The sequence below is a fragment of the Streptomyces sp. NPDC049040 genome (assembly GCF_043197715.1).
Classification (GTDB): domain Bacteria; phylum Actinomycetota; class Actinomycetes; order Streptomycetales; family Streptomycetaceae; genus Actinacidiphila.
Window position 1 is genome coordinate 330,859 of record NZ_JBICTO010000006.1, and the last position, 18,401, is coordinate 349,259.

General features: G+C 72.5%; 13 protein-coding genes and 1 pseudogene. 6 read left to right on the top strand and 8 right to left on the bottom strand.

The window, feature by feature from the left end; genetic code table 11:
- The first annotated feature begins 19 nt into the window (after positions 1–19).
- Positions 20–895 carry an NAD-dependent epimerase/dehydratase family protein gene (locus ACGFMP_RS19070; RefSeq protein WP_393673670.1) on the top strand — a complete coding sequence of 292 codons (876 nt, stop codon included), beginning with the start codon at positions 20–22 and terminating at the stop codon, positions 893–895.
- Between the two features lie 30 nt (positions 896–925).
- On the opposite strand, the gene ACGFMP_RS19075 is transcribed toward ACGFMP_RS19070, so the two are convergent.
- A complete protein-coding gene (locus ACGFMP_RS19075) occupies positions 926–1,708 on the bottom strand; it encodes an MIP/aquaporin family protein (protein WP_393673672.1) in 783 nt (260 codons plus the stop codon).
- A 170-nt stretch (positions 1,709–1,878) separates the two neighbouring features.
- The gene (locus tag ACGFMP_RS19080; protein ID WP_393673674.1) at positions 1,879–2,517 is read right to left on the bottom strand and encodes a hypothetical protein; all 639 of its coding nucleotides are present in this window, start codon (positions 2,515–2,517) and stop codon (positions 1,879–1,881) included.
- A gap of 54 nt (positions 2,518–2,571) precedes the next feature.
- On the opposite strand from ACGFMP_RS19080, the pseudogene ACGFMP_RS19085 reads away from it, so the two are divergent.
- Positions 2,572–2,847: pseudogene (locus tag ACGFMP_RS19085) on the top strand (GTPase RsgA); the annotation flags it as partial.
- A gap of 1,304 nt (positions 2,848–4,151) precedes the next feature.
- A complete protein-coding gene (gene rsgA / locus ACGFMP_RS19090) occupies positions 4,152–5,261 on the top strand; it encodes a ribosome small subunit-dependent GTPase A (RefSeq protein WP_393673675.1) in 1,110 nt (369 codons plus the stop codon).
- A 43-nt stretch (positions 5,262–5,304) separates the two neighbouring features.
- On the opposite strand, the gene ACGFMP_RS19095 is transcribed toward rsgA, so the two are convergent.
- The 5 genes from ACGFMP_RS19095 to ACGFMP_RS19115 all read right to left on the bottom strand — a co-directional run bounded on the left by ACGFMP_RS19095 (position 5,305) and on the right by ACGFMP_RS19115 (position 9,220).
- The gene (locus ACGFMP_RS19095; protein ID WP_393673677.1) at positions 5,305–5,436 is read right to left on the bottom strand and encodes a hypothetical protein; all 132 of its coding nucleotides are present in this window, start codon (positions 5,434–5,436) and stop codon (positions 5,305–5,307) included.
- 175 nt (positions 5,437–5,611) lie between these two features.
- A complete protein-coding gene (locus tag ACGFMP_RS19100; protein WP_393673679.1) occupies positions 5,612–6,658 on the bottom strand; it encodes a LacI family DNA-binding transcriptional regulator in 1,047 nt (348 codons plus the stop codon).
- A gap of 147 nt (positions 6,659–6,805) precedes the next feature.
- A complete protein-coding gene (locus ACGFMP_RS19105; protein ID WP_393673681.1) occupies positions 6,806–7,189 on the bottom strand; it encodes a PPOX class F420-dependent oxidoreductase in 384 nt (127 codons plus the stop codon).
- A 107-nt stretch (positions 7,190–7,296) separates the two neighbouring features.
- Entirely contained in the window at positions 7,297–8,139 is an 843-nt protein-coding gene (locus ACGFMP_RS19110) for a GH25 family lysozyme (RefSeq protein ID WP_393673788.1), read from the bottom strand.
- Between the two features lie 595 nt (positions 8,140–8,734).
- Complete coding sequence (locus ACGFMP_RS19115) at positions 8,735–9,220, bottom strand: DUF456 domain-containing protein (protein WP_393673683.1); 486 nt, start codon at positions 9,218–9,220, stop codon at positions 8,735–8,737.
- A gap of 179 nt (positions 9,221–9,399) precedes the next feature.
- On the opposite strand from ACGFMP_RS19115, the gene ACGFMP_RS19120 reads away from it, so the two are divergent.
- The gene (locus ACGFMP_RS19120; protein ID WP_393673685.1) at positions 9,400–12,771 is read left to right on the top strand and encodes a protein phosphatase 2C domain-containing protein; all 3,372 of its coding nucleotides are present in this window, start codon (positions 9,400–9,402) and stop codon (positions 12,769–12,771) included.
- Between the two features lie 103 nt (positions 12,772–12,874).
- Positions 12,875–14,617, top strand: coding sequence for a pyruvate dehydrogenase (locus ACGFMP_RS19125; RefSeq protein ID WP_393673687.1), 1,743 nt, complete (start codon positions 12,875–12,877; stop codon positions 14,615–14,617).
- 122 nt (positions 14,618–14,739) lie between these two features.
- On the opposite strand, the gene ACGFMP_RS19130 is transcribed toward ACGFMP_RS19125, so the two are convergent.
- Positions 14,740–17,565: a hypothetical protein gene (locus tag ACGFMP_RS19130; protein ID WP_393673689.1), complete on the bottom strand. Its 2,826-nt coding sequence runs from the start codon at positions 17,563–17,565 to the stop codon at positions 14,740–14,742.
- Positions 17,566–17,942: 377 nt separating this feature from the next.
- On the opposite strand from ACGFMP_RS19130, the gene ACGFMP_RS19135 reads away from it, so the two are divergent.
- Positions 17,943–18,311 carry an ATP-binding protein gene (locus ACGFMP_RS19135; protein ID WP_393673789.1) on the top strand — a complete coding sequence of 123 codons (369 nt, stop codon included), beginning with the start codon at positions 17,943–17,945 and terminating at the stop codon, positions 18,309–18,311.
- Positions 18,312–18,401: the final 90 nt, after the last annotated feature.

An 18,401-nucleotide genomic window follows, 5' to 3' on the forward strand; every position in this document is an offset into this window, starting at 1 on the left:
CAACCGAGGAGTGGACCCCATGCAGGTGATGGTCGCCGGCGCGACCGGCGCGGTCGGCCGCCTACTCGTGCCGCTGCTCATGAACGCGGGACACGAGGTGACCGGCCTCTCGCGCTCTTCCAGGGGACTCGAACGCGTACGGGGCCTGGGGGCATCCGCCGTCCAAGCGGACGCCTTCGACAGGGACGGCCTGCGCAAAGCAGTGGCCGCCGCCGCACCGGATGTGGTGATCCATCAGCTCACCGCCCTGGCGGACGCGGACGGGGAGGCCACCGACCGGCTGCGACGCGAGGGGACGCGCAACCTGGTGGACGCGGCCAAGGCCGCGGGAGTCCGACGGATCATCGCCCAGTCGCTCTCCTGGGCGTACGCACCGGGCGAAGGGCCGGCCGACGAGACCGTACCGCTCGACGTCGGGGCGGAGCAGCCGCGGGGAGCGATGGTGGACGGCATCCAGGCGCTGGAGGAGACCGCCGCCGAAATCGAGACAGCGGTGGCGCTGCGGTTCGGCATCCTCTACGGCCCGGGCACCTGGTACGCCCCGGGTGGCGCTGTGGCCGCCGCGCTCGCCGGCGACAGCACCGCGCGTCTCCTCGCATACCTGGACGCGGACTCTTCCGTGACGTCGTTCGTCCATGTCGCCGACGCCGCACGAGCCACGGTCGCCGCCCTCGACTGGCCGGCAGGACCGGTCAACATCGTGGACGACGAGCCGGCGCAGGGACGTGAGTGGCTGCCGGTCCTGGCAGAGGCCTTGGGGGTACCCGCGCCCGAACCCGTGTCAGGACGTATGGACTGGGCGCGGGGTGCGTCCAACAGAACAGCCCGCTCCCGAGGGTGGCAGCCGGAGCATCCCACCTGGCGTCACGGCTTCGCGGAACAGGGGAGCGCCTGAAGGCGGGCGGCTGCGGGCGACCGGGTGGAGTCAGGCGTCCACCCGGGGGACCTCGTCACCGGTCAGCTTGTACGTCAGGGGTCGGCACGCGTTGAAGCGCCAGATGAACAGGTGATAGATCGCCGCTCCGACAACCGCGCCCAGGACGGGCGCGACGAGATAGATCCACAGATCCTTGGTCACACCTGCCAGTGCGGCGGGACCGAACTGGCGGGCCGGATTGACAGAGCCGCCGCTGAGAGGACCGAGGAGAGCGATCACCGCGGCCACGCAGGCCCCGATGACGTACGGCAGCAGACGGACGAACCGCGGCTTGGCCAGCAGGTATCCGACGATGAGGATGATGGCCGCCATGGCCCCTGCCTCGGCCAGGAAGACGGCCGAGGGCTCCCATGTGGGCGCCGGTCTGATCGCGCCGTGCGCCACGTCGGGGGCAGACACCGCGGGACCCCACACCAGGCGCGCGAGACCCGTACCGGCCACCGAACCGGCGAGCTGCGCGAGCACATAGGGAATGACGCTGCGGCCGGGAAAGGCGTCCAGCAGCCACAGGGCGACAGTCACCGCCGGGTTCATATGGCCACCGCTGCGTCTGCCGGGCGGGGTGAAGATCAGCCCGGTGAGGATGGCTCCGCTCACCACCCCGATGACGGCGAGTGCGTTGTCCAGGTCGGCGATGTAGAGGTCCGAGCCCGGATCGCGCAGCCACCGGACGACCGTCACCGCGAGGAACAGCAGGATCGTGGTGAGCACGAACTCGTCCGCGGCACGCAGCAGGGGCAATTGGCGGGGCAGCGAAGGTGCAGGATCCACCGGAATCTCCAGGCGTCGACATGCCGACTTCTTGCGTGGCGTGGGCACACCTGCGCACCGGCCGCGCGCACGTCCACACCCGAGCTTTGCACCCGTGCGGGATCCCGCCGTGGACCTTGGCGGCGACGTGCCGCTCGACTGGCCCAGTCGTCCACTCGTCGTCACTCCGGCTACGGGCAGGTCTCGTCGGTCTTGACGGCGGTGAACGTGACGGGTTGCCCCGTGTATGCGACACCCGCCTTGGGGTCCTGGGTGCAGACCTTCCAGTTCGACTCCAAGATGATCATCCGGTCTCCGGTGGCGTCCTCGGTCGTGATCGACGCACCGCCGGGGAGGCTGCTCCGCACCGCGCCCAGGCCCTTCCCGGTGAAGTCCGGCATCGTCCCCGTCTTCGCCGGGGGCCTCTCATCGGTTTTCGGACACTGCTCGGTGAGCTTGACCGCCCCGAAGTCCACCTTCGTCGTCACCGCGGTCGACGTGCCCGCGGCGGGACTCTGGAAACACACCTGCCAGTCGCGGTCGAGGAGCTGCATCCGATCCCGGCCGAGGGAATCGTGCGAGGTCAGGTGGTAGAACCCGGCGGCCTGCGACGTGTCCTGCGCGACCTGCAGCCCCTTGCCGACGAGGTTCGGCACGGCGGCCACCGCGGGCGCATTGCTGCTCGCCTTGGCCCCGGCGGTCGTGGCCCCGTCGGTGGGGGCGTTGTTGCCGGTGCCAGTGCTGGTGGTGTTCGGGTCGCATGCGGTGAGCGCGAGCATCCCGGCGGCGAGTGCGGCGATGGTGAGGCTTGTGCGGGTACGCACGATCATCCCCCTTTGGTAGTGGTTGTGGCGGGGATGAGCGTGTCAGGCCCGGAGTGGTCGCGTGGCCTCTGTGACCGGGCTGTGACGAAACGTCATTCGTCCGTGCTACCTGCCCCACCCGGGTTGGTGTGCACCGGCGACTGGGTCGCGGTCGACCCCGAGGGCGACCCGCGTTTCGTCCGTACGCTGCTGCCGCGGCGCACCGCTTTCGTGCGCTCCACGTCCTCCAAGCGTTCCGAGGGCCAGGTGCTGGCCGCCAACCTCGATCACGTGGTGATCTGCGTGTCCCTCGCGATCGAATTCGACCTCGGCCGCCTGGAGCGCTTCCTTGCGCTGACCTGGGCGCGGAGGACGGATCTCTGCCCGGCGATCCGGCCGGCCTCGGGGAACCACCGGAAGCCCCTGGGCAACCCCCGTTGAGCGAGCAGGACGGCGTCAACTGCGAGGAATCCCGGGCACGTTGCGATGGTCGGTGGTATCGGAAGGATGCCCCGCATGAGGGCCTCGCGCGCACGCCGGACAGCTCTGGTCCACGTCGGCCTCCTGGGCGCTGCCGCAGGACTGGCACTGTGGCTGTCATCCAAGGAGTTCGAGGCGGCCGGCCTGGCGACCACCGCCGTCGCGCTGGTTCTCGCCGCTCCCAGGGCCTACCTGGCCGCGGCCTCCTGCCTCGCCGACCGCCGCGAGGCCGCAGCAGACACCGACGCGAAGAACAGGACGGTTGCGTGGGCAGATCGCCAGGGAACTCGTGCGCGGGCTCGCGTCCGGGGTGCTGGCCGGGCTCACGGTTGCTCACGTTTGCGCTCCTGGTCTCCCTCTCGCTCGAGCCGGCGCATTCGCTTCTGGCCTTGCTGGGGTCCGCGCTGCTGGCCAAGCGCGCGTTCGGGCTCGCGGGCGAGCTCGTGGCGCCTCTGGACGACGCTCCACCGACGGAGCCGCGCCGCGCGCTACGGGACGACGTCCTGGTGGGTCTCACCGTGGGCGTCACGGTGGGGCTCGTCTCCGGCCTCGCGTTCGGGCTCACCCTCATGCTCGTGCTCGCACTCTTCTTCGACGTCTCGTACGGAATCGGGCTCGGGCTTGCCCTGGGGTTCGGCCTCGCGTTCGGCCTGCGCATGGCGGGGGCCAGCCGTCGATACGCGGTCTTCCTCTGCTGCGCACGCGGCCGGCTGCCTTGGCGCCTGGGTGTCTTCCTGGACTGGACATACGGCGCGGGCTGTTGCGGATCTCCGGTACGGCCTACCAGTTCCGCCACCGCGAACTCCAGGACCGCCTTGCCTCGCACCCTGCTCCGTAGCGCCCGCCCGCTCCTGCCGCCGAACAGCTGCGGTCCACCGCGGCGACGTTGCGCGCCGACGACGGTCCGGGGCTGGCGCCCGGCGCGGGGTCGGCACGCCGGAAAATGGGTGGCGGTTGCGGACGGGGCGGGCTATGGTCCCAGGTGTTCGTTGCGGGAGCCGTGCTGGCCACCGCAGCCGGCCGTTGATGTGACCAGGGAGGTGTGGACCGATGGCTGTCTTTGCGATGGGCGTTGCCCCAATTCAGCAGATCGTGCCAAGCACTCCCGTGGTCTCCGGCTGACTCCTTCCTTCTTCCGCGCGTGACGCGCGCTGCCGGGGCTGCCTTTCGAAGGGTTCCCCTTGTCTTTCTCTTTTCGTGACGCCGACTCGCATGCCCTCGTGCCCTACGGCTGGGACGACGTGTGGGAGTCGGAATTCGTACCGTATGCCGCGCAGGGCCTGCTGCCCGGGCGGGTGGTGCGGGTGGACCGTGCCATGTGCGACCTCTTCACCGCGGACGGGGTCCTGCGGGTCGACTCCTCGCTGGTGACCCCGAAGGACCCGATGCGGGTGGTGTGCACCGGCGACTGGGTCGCGGTCGACCCCGAGGGCGACCCGCGTTTCGTCCGTACGCTGCTGCCGCGGCGCACCGCTTTCGTGCGCTCCACGTCCTCCAAGCGTTCCGAGGGCCAGGTGCTGGCCGCCAACCTCGATCACGTGGTGATCTGCGTGTCCCTCGCGATCGAATTCGACCTCGGCCGCCTGGAGCGCTTCCTTGCGCTGGCCTGGGAGAGCGGCGCCGTGCCGCTCGTGGTGCTCACCAAGGCGGACACCGTGGGTGACAGCAGCCACCTGGTGGCCGACGCGGAGGCGGCGGCGCCCGGGGTCCAGGTGCTCGCGGTCAGCGCGGCCACCGGCGACGGCCTCGACACGCTGCGGGCCGTGCTGGCCGGCGGCACCGCGGTGCTGCTGGGCCAATCGGGTGCGGGCAAGTCCACCCTGACCAACGCCCTGGTGGGTCGCGAGGTCCAGGAGGTGCAGGCCATCAGGGACGCGGACAACAAGGGCCGGCACACCACGACCACCCGTGACCTGCTGGCACTGCCGGAGGGCGGGGTGCTCATCGACACCCCGGGCCTGCGCGGCGTCGGGCTGTGGGACGCGCACTCCGGGGTAGGCCAGGTCTTCGCCGAGATCGAGCAACTGGCCGAGGACTGCCGCTTCCACGACTGCTCGCACCAGGCGGAGCCGGGCTGCGCGGTGCTGGCCGCCCTCGCCGACGGCATCCTGCCGCACCGGCGGCTCGACAGCTACCGCAAGTTGCTGCGGGAGAACGCCTGGATCGCCTCACGCACCGATCAGCGGCTGCGTGCCGACATGCGGCGCGAGTGGAAGCAGCGGTCGGCAGCAGGCCGTGAGATGTACGAGCGCAAGCGGGGCGGAGGCGGTGGTCACCGCAGGACGGTCTGAGGCCCCGCCGCCACCCGGTGTCCCCGCGGGGGCCCGGGTGGCGTCACCCGGCTCCGCCGTCACGGCCGTGGCGGCGGCGCACCGCGATCGGACTGCCCGCGCTCCAGAACGAGCCGATGACTCCGGCCACCACCAGTACGACGATCACGATTCCGAGGATCACGGAGTAGGCCATGGCAGTCCTCCTCGTCTCCCGGTGCGGTCTTCACCGCACTCTCACGTTCGCTGCCTGACCGTGACCTTCCCGTTGCCTGTCGTTTCCAACCCACAGGGAAGCGAACCGGCTTCGCGGACCGGTGGTCGAACGACCGTACGGGCGACCGATGATGGCGCCAGGCGTGCGCCCGCGCTCAGGCGGAGGCGCGTACCACCAGTTGGGTGGGCGTGACGATCGGAGCGAGCGGGGCCGCCACGCCGGGGACGGTGGACGGCTCGAGCGCGCGCAGCAGCAGCCGCGCCATCATCCGGCCCATCTCCTCGATGTCCTGCCGGATGGTGGTCAGCGGCGGGTCGGTCCACTCGGCGACCGAGACGATGTCGTCGAAGCCGATCACGGCCACGTCCTCCGGCACCCGCCGCCCGCGCTGCCGCAGCACCCGCAGCGCGCCGGATGCCATCACGTCGGAGGCGGCGAAGACCGCGTCGAGGTCGGGCGCGTGCAGGAGCAGCCGCTCCATCGCCATCGATCCGCCGTCCGGGGTGAAGTCGCCCTCGGCGATCAGCCCCGGGTCGATGTCCGGCAGCACGTCGCGGAAGCCGTCGAGCCGGTCGATCGAGGCGGTCTGGTCCAGCGGGCCGGCGATGTGCGCGATGCGCCGCCGCCCGAGGTTCAGCAGATGGCGCACGGCGTCGCGCGCGCCCCCGCGGTTGTCGCAGTCCACATACAGGGTGGTCGGCCCCGACTCGCTGTCCGACCAGCCGGGCCTGCCGCCTATCACGGTCGCGACCCCGGCCTTGTGCGCCAGCACCGGCAGAGAGTCGTCGTCGTGCAGCGAGAAGATCAGCGCGCCGTCCACGTGGCCGCCGGCCAGATAGCGGCCCACGCGCTCGTAGTCGGCGGTGCCCTCCGTGAGCAGCAGGACCAACTGGTTGTCGTGTGCGGTCAGTTCCTTGCTGATGCCGCGCACCTGCTGGGCGAAGAAGGGGTCGGCGAAGAACCGGGTCTCGGGCTCGGCCACCACGACGGCGACCGCGCCGTTGCGCCGGGTGACCAGGGTGCGGGCCGCCTGGTTGGGCACGTACCCCAACTCGTCGACGGCCGCGCGCACCCGCTCGACCAGTGGTGCCCGTACGCCCTCGCTGCCGTTGACCACCCGCGAGGCCGTCGCCCGGGACACCCCGGCCCGCGCCGCGACTTCCTCGAGGGTGGGGCGGGCCGCGAACGTCGGGTCGGACACGGGGAGGGCTCCTTCGCGCACGCATAACGAAAAGTTCCGGGATCGGCACGGACAGCGTAACGGGTTACCCGGCGTTGCGTGAGAGCGCTCTCTTATTTCACAGCGTGAGCTTTGTCCCGCGGGTGCGGAAGGGAAGGGGGTGGGCGGTCAGGCGTCCAGACCCCAGCTGTGAATGGCGTACGGGGTGATCCTGATCAGCTCGGGGCTCATGTACGCGCCGAGGTCGTGCGGGCCGACGACCTGCTCGGCCGTGCCGCGGATCTCCACCCCGCGGACCTTCCACGGCTGGAGGCTCGCGATGTCGTCCACGACCAGGGAGACACAGGGGTTGCCGGCGACATTGCGCCACTTCTTCGTCGTGCCCATCGAGTAGCCGCCGATGTCGACCGTGCTGTCGGGGCGAAGGAAGAAGCCCACCGGGTTGGCCTGCGGCCGGCCCTTGGCGTCCACCGTCGCCAGCCTGGCGAGGCGCTGGCCGCGCAGGTAGGCCAGCTCGGTCTCGTTCAGTTCCGTCCGTGCGGATGTCGTCATGCGTCCAGCCTCACACGGCCTGGGCCCACGGACATCGGACCTGCGGCCCAGGTGAGTCCTGGGTCGCAGGTCCGAGGGCGCGGGAGAGCGGTCTCCCGGCCGCCGCGTCAGGGGGTGTTGTTGGCCAGCGCCAGCAGACGGGTGCTGTTCGCGCTGAAGCGGTCGCGGTCCACCGCGCCCGAGATGCCGCTCACCGATCCGGAGTCCGAGTACTGCCAGAAGGTCCAGTACGGGAAGCCGCTCGGGATGGTGGGGGAGGCCGCGGTGGTCCAGTGCGCCACGTTCAGCGGGCTCCTGGCCGACATGCCGCCCCAGCCGCCGGTGCAGGAATTCCACCAGCTCGGGCTGGTGTAGATGACGACGTCGCGGCTCGTCCTGGACTTGTAGGTGTTGTAGAAGTCCAGGATCCACGACTGCATCGAGGCGGCCGACTTGCCGTAGCAGCCGCCTTCGAGGTCCAGCATGCCCGGCAGCGTCAGGTTGTCGGCCGACCAGGCACCGCCGTTGCTGGCGAAGTAGTTGGCCTGCGCCGCGCCCGAGGACAGGTCGGGCCGCGCGAAGTGGTAGGCGCCCCTGATCACCTTGGCGTTGTAGGCGTTCAGGTAGTTGGCGTTGAAGGTGGGGTCCTTGTAGTTGGTGCTCTCGGTGGCCTTGATGTACGCGAACTGGATGCCGGCCGACTTCACCGACGTCCAGTTGATCGTGCCCTGGTAGTGCGAGACGTCGACACCTGCGGGGTACGTCGCGTTCGGGGCCATGACGCCGGGGGCGTCCAGCTGGAGCTGCCGGGAGTCCGGCGCGAAGGACTTGCTGTCCTGGACGTAGCCGACGCCCATGTAGCCGTTGCCGAGCGGGATGTTGCTGCCCGATGGCAGCGTCTGTGCGGCGGCCGTGCCCGCCGACATCGTCGCGGCGAGCGCCAGGGTCGCGCCGAGGGTTCCGGCCACCATCAGTTTCCGCTGCACGGACGTGGTGGTGTTGAGGATTCGGGAGAACAAGGCTTTCCTCCTGGCGCGTTGGGGTGGGGGTGTCGCGAGACGCAGGCGGTGCGGTGGCGCGGTGGCGCTGTGCCGTGGTGCGGTGTGGTGCGGTGTGTGGCGGGGCGGTGCCGTGCGGGTCTACTCGCGTAGCACGCGAGCGGTCGGCTCCCGCTGCGGCTTCGTTGCCTCTGCGGGGTGGCGGGTGCCCGTCGTTGGGCGGTGCTGCGAGGTGCAGGTGCGGGCGCTGCTGCGCACGATCGTGCGGTGCGCTGTGGTGTGCGCGGGGAACTTGATGTGGACGCGTCATGAGTGACGCATGAACTGCCCCTCGGCGTAAAGGGGTTGAGGTAAATCCAATGTGGTCTAGACAACTGGGGAGGTCGTGGAGCTGCGGCGACGGATCCGCGCCGGTGGAATTTTCAGCGCCGTGAAAGTCGCCGGGTGGGCATCGGGCGCCGTGCGCGGCGCGCGTACGCCGCTGACGCCCCCGATGCGCCGGGTGCCCTGCGCGCTCCGGGCGCTCCGGGCGGTGTGGGCCGGGGCGCGGGTCCAGGGCGGTGCAGGGTCAGCCGGCGATCGCCGCGATCAGCAAGGTGCCGGCCACGATGAGGCACGCGAGGAGCTCGACCAGGACGGAGCCGCCGACCGTACGCATCGCCCGCCTGGTCGCCGTCCAGGCGGTGCGGTGGCCGCCGCCGAGACGGATCCGCTCCGTGACGTAGATGCTCCCGACGAAGCCCAGGACGGCGCCGAGCACCGGCACCAGGACGAAGCCGGCGATGGCCGCGGCACCCGCGTTGATCACCGTGCGCCAGGTGATCCCGGAGTCGCGGATCCGGCGTGCGGGCAGCAGCCACACCACGACCTGCGCGACCGCCAGCAGGCCGGTCGCACCTGCCAGCACTCCCCAGGTGAGGCTGGTGTGCTCGGAGGTCGCCCACCACAGCACGGCCGCCCAGCACAGCAGCGTCCCCGGCACGCCCGGGACCGTCACGCCGATGAGTCCGAGCAGCATCACCGCGCCGATCAGGCTCGCCTGTGCGGTCCCCATGCGTCCCACCCTGCCGGATTCCCGCCGCCTCCGCCGCCCGGAGCGCCAACGGGCCGGCGGTGCGGCCGCCCGCGCCGGCGGCTGCCGCGACGGAGTGAAGTCACCGGTGGGACGGCTGCGCTGGGGGCGGCGCGGCGTTTCCACGTTTCCCGGTGGCCCGGGCGGTGGACAATAAGGGCATGAGCCAGCAGGGGGAGTCGAGCCAAGGCCAAGAGGACGACTGGTGGCGGCAGTTGTACGACGACGACGCGGGTGCCGCCGCGGGACCTGCCGCGCCCGATTCGGTCGACGCGCACTTCGACTCGGCGCTGACGGCGATGTCCCCGCCGCCTCCCGCGCCCCCCGCCGCGGACACGCTGCGGCTGCGCCGCCCGACCGCTCCCGCCCCGCCACCCTCCTGGCCCCGCCCGACCCGCCCGCTGCCGCCCGCGGCGCGCTCGCCGCAGGCACCCGGACGCACCACCCGGCCGCCGGCCGCCCAGGATCCCGACGCTCCGCGGGACGCGGACCCATCACAGGACCGGACGCCGACCGCGGCGGAGGAGCCGTACGCGGACGTGCCGCCGCAGCGGGATGCGCCTGTCCAGACCGATCGGGAGGCCGAGGTGCTGCCCGGCCGGGACGGTCGGGCGGGGGACGCCCCGGATACGGATGTGCCGTCGGGGTGGGATGAGGGGGCCGAGCGCGCCTCGCAGGCCGAGGCGCTGCCCGGCCGGGATGGTCGGGCGGGGGACGCCCCGGGTGCGCACCTCCAGCCGGGCCAGGATGTACCGGCTGGGCCCGACCCGGACGTCGAGGTGCGGTCGGGGTGGGACGTACCGGCCGGGGGCGCCCCGCAGGTCGAGGTGCTGCCCGGTCAGGTCGGTCGGGCGGGGGACGCCCCGGGTGCGGATGTGCCGTTGGGGTGGGATGAGCGGGCCGGGGACTCCCCGGGTGCGCATGTCCAGCCGGGCCAGGACGTACCGGCTGGGCCCGACCCGGACGTCGAGGTGCCGTCGGGGTGGGACGTACCGGCCGGGGGCGCTCCGGAGGCCGAGATGCTGCCCGGCCAGGATGTAGCGGCCGGGGCCGCTCCCGAGGCCGAGGTGCCGCCGGGTCGGGACGGCCGCGTCGGCGGGTCTTCTGGCCTCGGCTCTGCGCCGCGGTGGAGCCTCTCGGCTGAGGGTGCCCCGGGTGCGGATGTGCCGCTGGAGTGGGAGGCGGAGGCTGAAACCGACCCGGGTGCCGAGGTGCTGCCCGGCCAGGACGGTCGGCCCGGGGGCGCCCCGGGTGCGCATGTCCAGACGATCCAGGATGTACCGGCTGGGCCTGAACCGGACGTCGAGGTGCCGTCGGGGTGGGACGTACCGGCCGGGGGCGCCCCGCAGGCCGAGGTGCTGCCCGACCAGGATGGAGCGGCCGGGGCCGCTCCCGAGGCCGAGGTGCCGCCGGGTCGGGACGGCCGGGACGGCCGGTCTTCTGGCCTCGGGTGGGCGCCGCGGTGGGGCGTACCGGCAGAGGCCTCGGATGCCGGCCTGCCGCCCCGGCGGGACGTGTCGGCAGCGGTGCCGTCAGGAGCGGACACGTCATCCGGGCGGGGGCAGGAGGCACCTGGCGGCCAGGGGGCCGAGGGGGGCGCCGCGCCCGAGTCGCCGCCGTGGGATGCCTGGTCGGCGCGGCCGATGTTCCCGGCCCAGGAGTCGGAGGAGCCCGAGGAGGACGACGCCAGGGACGGGGGTCCTGCGCGGCCCTGGGATGTGTGGGCGTCGCAGCCCGCCTTCCCCGACCGCGCCCAGCAGCCCGAAGGGCACGACGCACCGCCGGTGCCGCAGCCCTGGGGCGACGCGCCCCCGGCCCCGGCGGTGCCCTGGGCGCCCGCCTCGCCACCTGCCGCGGATCAGCGCCCGGCCGGCTGGCCCGTGCCGCGGTTCACCGAACCGCCGGACGCATCCGCCGGCCCCGGGTCATCGGACGCGCCGGGCACCCCGGAGCCCCCGGGTGTGACCCTGCGGCCTGCCGAACCCTGGACCTCGACCCCCGCCCCGCCCGCCTACGGGGACGCCCGGGGCCCGTCGCCGTACGCAACGGGCACGCCCGCCGGCTCCGAACCCCCGGAACCGCCCGCGTCCGGTGATGCTCAGGCCCCGCTGTCCGTCCCGCCCGCGGTGCCCGTCCCGCCCGCGGCCCGCGACAACCTGGCCTCGCCGTACGGGCCTGAGGCGCCCGTCGCTTCCGGATCGTTCGGGCCGCCCGCGGCGGATGAGGCCTCGGCCTACGGCCTTCCCGCCGTGCCGCCCGAGGCTGCCGTGCCGCCCGAGGCTGCCGTGCCGCAGGACCTGCCGTACGGGATGGGCACGCCCGCCGTCCACGGACCGCCTGCGCCGCCCGCGGCAGGCGACGCCCCGGCGCCGTCGTACGGACCCGAGCCGGAGCCGCCCCCCTCCTCCGTCACCCCGTTCGGACGGGCGCCCGCTGCCGATGACGTCCACCCCACGGGTGAGGGGCAGCCAGGACAGGACGGCGCCGGCGCCGGGCCGGCCGAAGCGGGCGGGCGCGGCCCGGGCCAGGAGGGCGCCGGGGGTGGGGCGGTCGTCCCCTCTTCCGGTGGAGCCGGCCTCGCGCCACGGGGCGGGGAGGCGTGGGGGGAGACCGCCTTCGGGGAAGGCGGGGTGCGGTGGGCCCCGGAGTTGCCGCCCGGATGGGTGGCGGCGGTGGGGGAGGAAGAGGAGCCGGCCGCTGAGGTGGTCGGCGGCGGGCCGCCCACGTACGCGGCGGAGCCGACGGCCTGGCCGGAGGCGGACCCGGACGGGCTCGACGGGCTGGTGGCCGACACCGTCCTCGACGGCGCGGAGTACGGCGGTCTCACCGTGCGTACGGTCAGCCTGCGCGGGGATTCCGCGCGCTTCCGCGGGCAGCCGCGCAGGGACGCGCTGCTCACCGCCCGCTTCGGTACCGGCGAGGACGCGTTGCTGCTGGTCGCGATGGCCAGCGGCGCCCGCGCGGCGGACGACGCGCACCGGGCGGCGCAGGACGCGGTGCGGTGGATCGCCGGGGCGGTGGGCCGCAGCAGGGAGCGGCTGGCCCAGGATCTGCGGGGCGCCAGACGCGGCTCGCTGAAGTCCGGCCTGCACCGGCTGACCGACCGCTGCTACGGGCGGATGCGTGCCCGCGGCGAGGATCTGGGCCTCGACGAGGGCACCTACACCGCCTCGTTGCGCTGCCTGCTGCTGCCGGTGGACCCTGAGTGCCCGATCCGGCTGTTCTTCGGGGTCGGCGACGGCGGCCTCTTCCGTATCAGGTCGGGGTCGTGGCAGGACCTCGACCCGGCGGTGGAGGGTCCGGCGGCCCCGTTCCGCTTCCGCGCGACCGTCTCCCGGCCGGGTGACGCGCTGGTGATGTGCAGCACCGGCCTGGCGGAACCGCTGCGCGGCGAGCCGGCGCTGGCCGCCCATCTGGCCGAGCGCTGGGGCGGCGGCCGGGTGCCGGGTCTCGCGGCGTATCTGGCCGACACGCAGACCCGGGTCAAGGGGTATGCCGACGACCGTACGGCGGTGACCGTCTGGGACGCATGACCGGTCCGCACGGGCCCGCGGCGCGGATGGGACGTCCCGCCGCGCGGATGCGCGGGCGCACCGCGCGGATGCGCCCGCGCGGCGGCCGTGGCGAGATGGGTACATGGCGAAGCAGACCGTGGCCGAGCAGTTCATCGACATCCTGGCGCGCGCGGGCGTGCGGCGGCTCTACGGGGTGGTGGGCGACAGCCTGAACCCGGTGGTGGACGCCGTCCGCCGCAGCCGTTCGCTCGAATGGGTGCACGTCAGGCACGAGGAGACGGCGGCCTTCGCGGCGGGCGCCGAGGCCCAGCTGACCGGGGGGCTCGCCGCCTGCGCCGGATCGTGCGGCCCCGGCAACCTGCACCTGATCAACGGCCTGTACGACGCCCACCGCTCGATGGCGCCGGTGCTCGCGCTTGCCTCCCACATCCCCAGCAGCGAGATCGGCACGGGCTACTTCCAGGAGACGCACCCTGACCGGCTGTTCGCCGAGTGCAGCCACTACAGCGAGCTGATCTCCAGCGCCGACCAGATGCCGCGGGTCCTGCAGACGGCGATCCAGCACGCGGTGGGGCGCGGCGGTGTGTCGGTGATCAGCCTGCCAGGCGACATCGCCGCGCACCCGGCGCCGCAGCGCAGCATCGAGCACGCGCTGGTCACCCGGCGTCCGACGGTCCGCCCGGGCGACACGGAGATCGACGCGCTGGCCCGGCTGGTGGACGGTGCCCGCCGGATCACCCTGTTCTGCGGCAGCGGCACGGCCGGCGCGCACGACGAGGTGATGGCGTTCGCCGAGCGGGTCAAGTCGCCGGTGGGGCACGCCTTGCGCGGCAAGGAGTGGATCCAGTTCGACAACCCCTACGACGTCGGCATGAGCGGCCTGCTCGGCTACGGGGCCGCCTACGAGGCGATGCACGAGTGCGACCTGCTGCTCCTGCTGGGCACCGACTTCCCCTACAACGCCTTCCTGCCCGACGACGTGACCATCGTCCAGGTCGATGTGCGGCCGGAGCACCTGGGACGGCGCTCGAAGCTGGACCTCGCGGTGTGGGGCGACGTCGGCGAGACGCTGCGCTGCCTGACGCCGCGGGTGCGGGAGAAGTCCGACCGCCGCTTCCTCGACCGGATGCTGAAGAAGCACAGCGACGCGCTGGAGGGCGTCGTCAAGGCGTACACCCGCAAGGTCGACAAGCACCTGCCGATCCACCCCGAGTACGTGGCGTCGGTGCTGGACGAGGAGGCGGCGGACGACGCGGTCTTCACCGTCGACACCGGCATGTGCAACGTGTGGGCGGCCCGCTATCTGACGCCCAACGGCAAGCGCCGGGTGATCGGTTCCTTCACCCACGGCTCGATGGCCAACGCGCTGCCGCAGGCGATCGGTGCGCAGTTCCTGGACCGGCGGCGGCAGGTGGTGTCGATGTCGGGCGACGGCGGGTTCAGCATGCTGATGGGGGACTTCCTCACCCTGGTGCAGTACGACCTGCCGGTGAAGGTGGTGCTGTTCAACAACTCCTCGCTCGGCATGGTCGAGTTGGAGATGATGGTCGAGGGGCTGCCCGCCTACGGCACCACCAACCTCAACCCGGACTTCGCGGCGGTGGCGCGGGCGGCGGGCGCGTACGGGGTGCGGGTGGAGAAGCCCAAGGAGCTGCGCTCGGCGCTCAGGGACGCCTTCAGGTACCGGGGCCCCGCGCTGGTCGACGTGGTCACCGACCCGCACGCGCTGTCCCTCCCGCCGAAGATCACCGGGGAGCAGATCGGCGGGTTCGCCCTGTCGGTCGGCAAGGTGGTGCTGGACGGCGGGGTCGGCCGGATGGTGCAGATGGCCCGGGCCAACCTGCGCAACGTGCCGCGGCCGTAGCCCTGCACAACGTGCCGCGGCCGTAGACCTCTGCGCAACGTGCGCCGGCCCGTGGGCCCCGGGACCCGTGTGCGGTGCCCGGGGACGTCCGCGGGCACGGCACACGGGGGTACCGCGCGGGGTCAGCCGCCGATCAGGTCGAACTCCTCCCAGGGGCCGATCGCGGTGCGGTTGGCGATCAGCGCCGCATCGCCGGCGTTCTCCGCGGTGACGTAGTTGTTGTTGATCCGCGCCCTGAGGCTGACGCTGCCGTCGCCGTTGTGGATCAGCTGGAACTGCTCCCAGGTGCCGACCGAGTCGACCTTCGCCAGCAGTGGCGCGGCACCGGCGTTGTCGGCGGTGACGTACTTGTTGTTGGCGTGGGCGCGCAGCGCGATGTAGCCGCCGCCCTGGTCGATCTCGTCGAACTGCTCCCAGGGGCCGATCGCGGTGCGGTTGGCGATCAGCGGTGCGGCACCGGCGTTGTCGGCGGTGACGTACTTGCTGTTGGCGTGCGCCCGCAGCGAGACGACCGTGCCGTTGCCGGGGTTGGTGCCGCTGCCGCCGTCAAGTCCGATCTGGACGTTGCCCAGGTGCCGGGCCGCGGTCGCGGGCGAGCCGCCGACCTGTGCGTAGGGCAGCGAGGTGGTCGGCGACGAGGTCCGCTGCACCAGGTAGGACTGCCCGGACGACACGGGGACGTTGAGGGTGCCCGAGGTGGTGGCGGCCACCACGACCGCTCCCGACGAGCCGTTGACGACCTGGACCGACTGGCCGGGCCAGGGATTGCGCACGCGCATGGTCTGCGACGACCCGGCCTGGATGGCGACCGTGACCGGGGTGCCGCCCTGCACCTGCACATCGACCTTGGTGTTGCCCTGCACCGACACCGTGCCGCTGACGTCCCAGCCGGCCGGCCAGGCCGGCGCGATCCGCAGCAGCCCGTCGTAGTCCTGCACCAGCGCCTCGTCCAGCGCGGTCGCGACGCCTGACATCTGCTCGATGTAGCCCTCGGTGCCCACGCTGTTGCCGAGGTCGGCCAGGCCGTTGATGTAGACCTGGTGGCTCTGGGTGATGGACACCAGCTTGGCCGCGACCTGGTCGGCGAGACCGAGCCTGGCGGCGTCGATCGCGTCCATGCTCCAGTCGTTGCCGCCGGTGAAGATCCGGTGGTTGTAGGTGCGCACACCCAGGTCGTGCAGCGCCCCCGGGTCGTCGGTGATCAGGTTGTACGGCCACACCGGCTCCAGGTCGATGTTCTCGCCGTTCCTGGTCTGCGCGGTCGGCTGGTAGGACCAGGCGATCACGTCGTTGCCCGAGCTGTCCGCGGACGGCGGCAGCACCTGCGTGTGGCCGAAGTCGGTGCGCGCCCAGGCCGGGATCTGGCCCTGGGCGGTGGTCAGCTGGGACACCAGCGAGCTGTCGGTGTTGAGCAGCTGGGCGGCCTTGACCACCGCGGGGAAGAGTGCCGCGTCGGCCGCCAGGTCGGTGGTCGGGTCCTGCACCGCCCACTGCGTCTCGTGCGCGTTGGCGATCGCGTGCAGCTTCCCGTCCGAGCCGACCTTCTGGTAGGCGAGCAGGAAGACCGCGGACTCCTTCATCAGCGGGTAGTACGTGCGCAGGAAGTTCAGGTCGCCGGTGTCCTGGTACTGCTGCCACACGTAGAGGCTGATCTCGGCGCCCGAGGTGATGTCCAGCGCGTTCCAGTTGGGGCTGCCGGGCTGGCTGCAGGCGGCGTTGGCGCCCGGGTTCGGATCGCCGCCGTTGCCGTTGAAACGCATGACCTCGGGCACGCAGGCGCCTGGCAGGCCGCCCATCTGCTGCTTGGTCCAGGTCTCGATGGCGGCCAGGTTGTTCTGGTAGAGGTTGAAGATCGGGATGTTGAGTGCGAAGTTGCCCGAGGACATGTTCGCCGATATCTGGGTGCGCAGATTCCACAGCCAGGTCGCGGACGGCGTCCAGTTCTGGTGATCCTGGCCGAAGTTGAACATGTCGGCGACGCCCGCCTGGCTGCCCGGGATGGTGCCGCGCATCGACGCGGCCTCCATGAACAGGTAGACGGTGCGCAGCGTCTCCATGTACTGGGCCTGGCCGTCGGAGGAGTTGGCCTCCAGCAGGCCGGTGTTGGCCCAGTAGTTGGCCCACCAGGACTGCTGCGGGCCCAGCAGCGTGGATTCGGCGGCGGTCGCGTCGGAGCCGAGCAGGCTCGACGCGGTGCTGCCGGCGTTGCCGCCGGTCCAGGTCGGGGCGCCGGCGATCACCCGGAAGGAACCGTCGGTGTTGGGGGTGAAGTTGACCCGCACCTGGGTGCTGCTGACCACCTGGGCCGACACGTTGCGGCCGCCCGCGGTCAGCGCGGCGAGCGAGCCGAAGGTGCGCCCGGAGCTGCCGGCCTCCTGGTTGTCCACCCAGGTCTCGGCGAGGGTGCCGGTCGAACCGGACGCGGCGGCCTGGGGGTTGCGGCCCGACCACAGGCTGACCGTCGCGGACTGGGCGGTGCCGGGGTCGGCGCCGGTCACGTCGACGACGAGTTCGTCCTTGGTGGCCGACACCCACGCCTTGAGCGACATGCCGCCGCCGGTCTCGGTGAGCACCCCGGTGTAGAGGTCGAGGGTGCCCTTGAAGTCGGCGGCGCCGGTGAGCCGGGACAGGCCCGGGATCTGCACCTGGCCCGGCGACTTGCGGCCCGGCAGGGTGTCGGCCCTGTTGAGCTGCGCGGTGAAGCCGCTTGCCGCCCAGGCGGCGACCCCGAGCGAGCCGTTGCCGAGCGGCAGCGACTGGGCGGCCTGGTTGTTGGGCGCGCCGAGGACGATGTCGGAGCGGCGGACCACGTTGGGGGTGTCGACGTGGAAGGCGCCGTTCTGCCAGGCGGTGGTCGCGGTCGCCGCGGTCGCGGCCGGCGCGACGGCGGGTACCAGCAGGCCGGCCGCGAGCAGCGCGGTGCCGACGAGGGCGGATGGTCGGATCATTCGGCGTCGGCCGAAAGTGTGGGGCTTTCGGTTCACGGGTGGTTCCTCCTGAGGCAACAGGACGTGTGGCACAGGTAAAACATCCGACGGACACGGGGGATGAATGGGCCACACAGTGGCGGCAGGGGAGGGCCATGTCAAGGCTTCGATCCGACATACATCGGATCTATCAAGACCACCGTGGGAAGCGGTAGTTCACCGCACGACACCCCGGCACCGGCCCCCGCGGCGGTCCCGTCGCGGCCGGGACGGCGCGCAGGACTGGACCGGTCGGCGATGGGCATGCCTTACGACGGGGGGATCGGTCCGGACCAGAACGGGGGAGGCTCACGGACAGCACGGGGAATCACTTACGGTACGCGGTACGGCGCGCCGATCTGCGCGCCGTAGCGGACACCCGCAGGCGACTGCGGGACCAGTTGCGGCAGTGGGGTGTGGCGGCGCTCGCCGACACCGCGGAACTGCTCGCCACCGAGATCGTCACCAACGCGCTCAAGCACACCGGCGGGGGAGCGGTCCTGACCGCGACACTCTCGCCGGGCCCCGCGCGCCGGCTGCGGGTCGAGGTGCACGACTCGGCAGGCAGGCGCCCGAAGCCGCGCCCGCCCGGCGGTCTGCGGCCGCCCGACGACGCCACGTCGGGCCGCGGGCTGCTGCTCGTCGAGGCACTCGCCGACACCTGGGGCATCCAGGCGCGAGGCGCGGGCAAGATCGTATGGTTCGAACTCCAGCCGATGGCGGCCTGATCGGTGCCCGCGCGGGCCCGGCCGCCGTCCGTACGCAGGAGCGCGGTCCACACGCGGAGGGGGGGGGGGGGGGGGGGGCCGGCCCCCCCC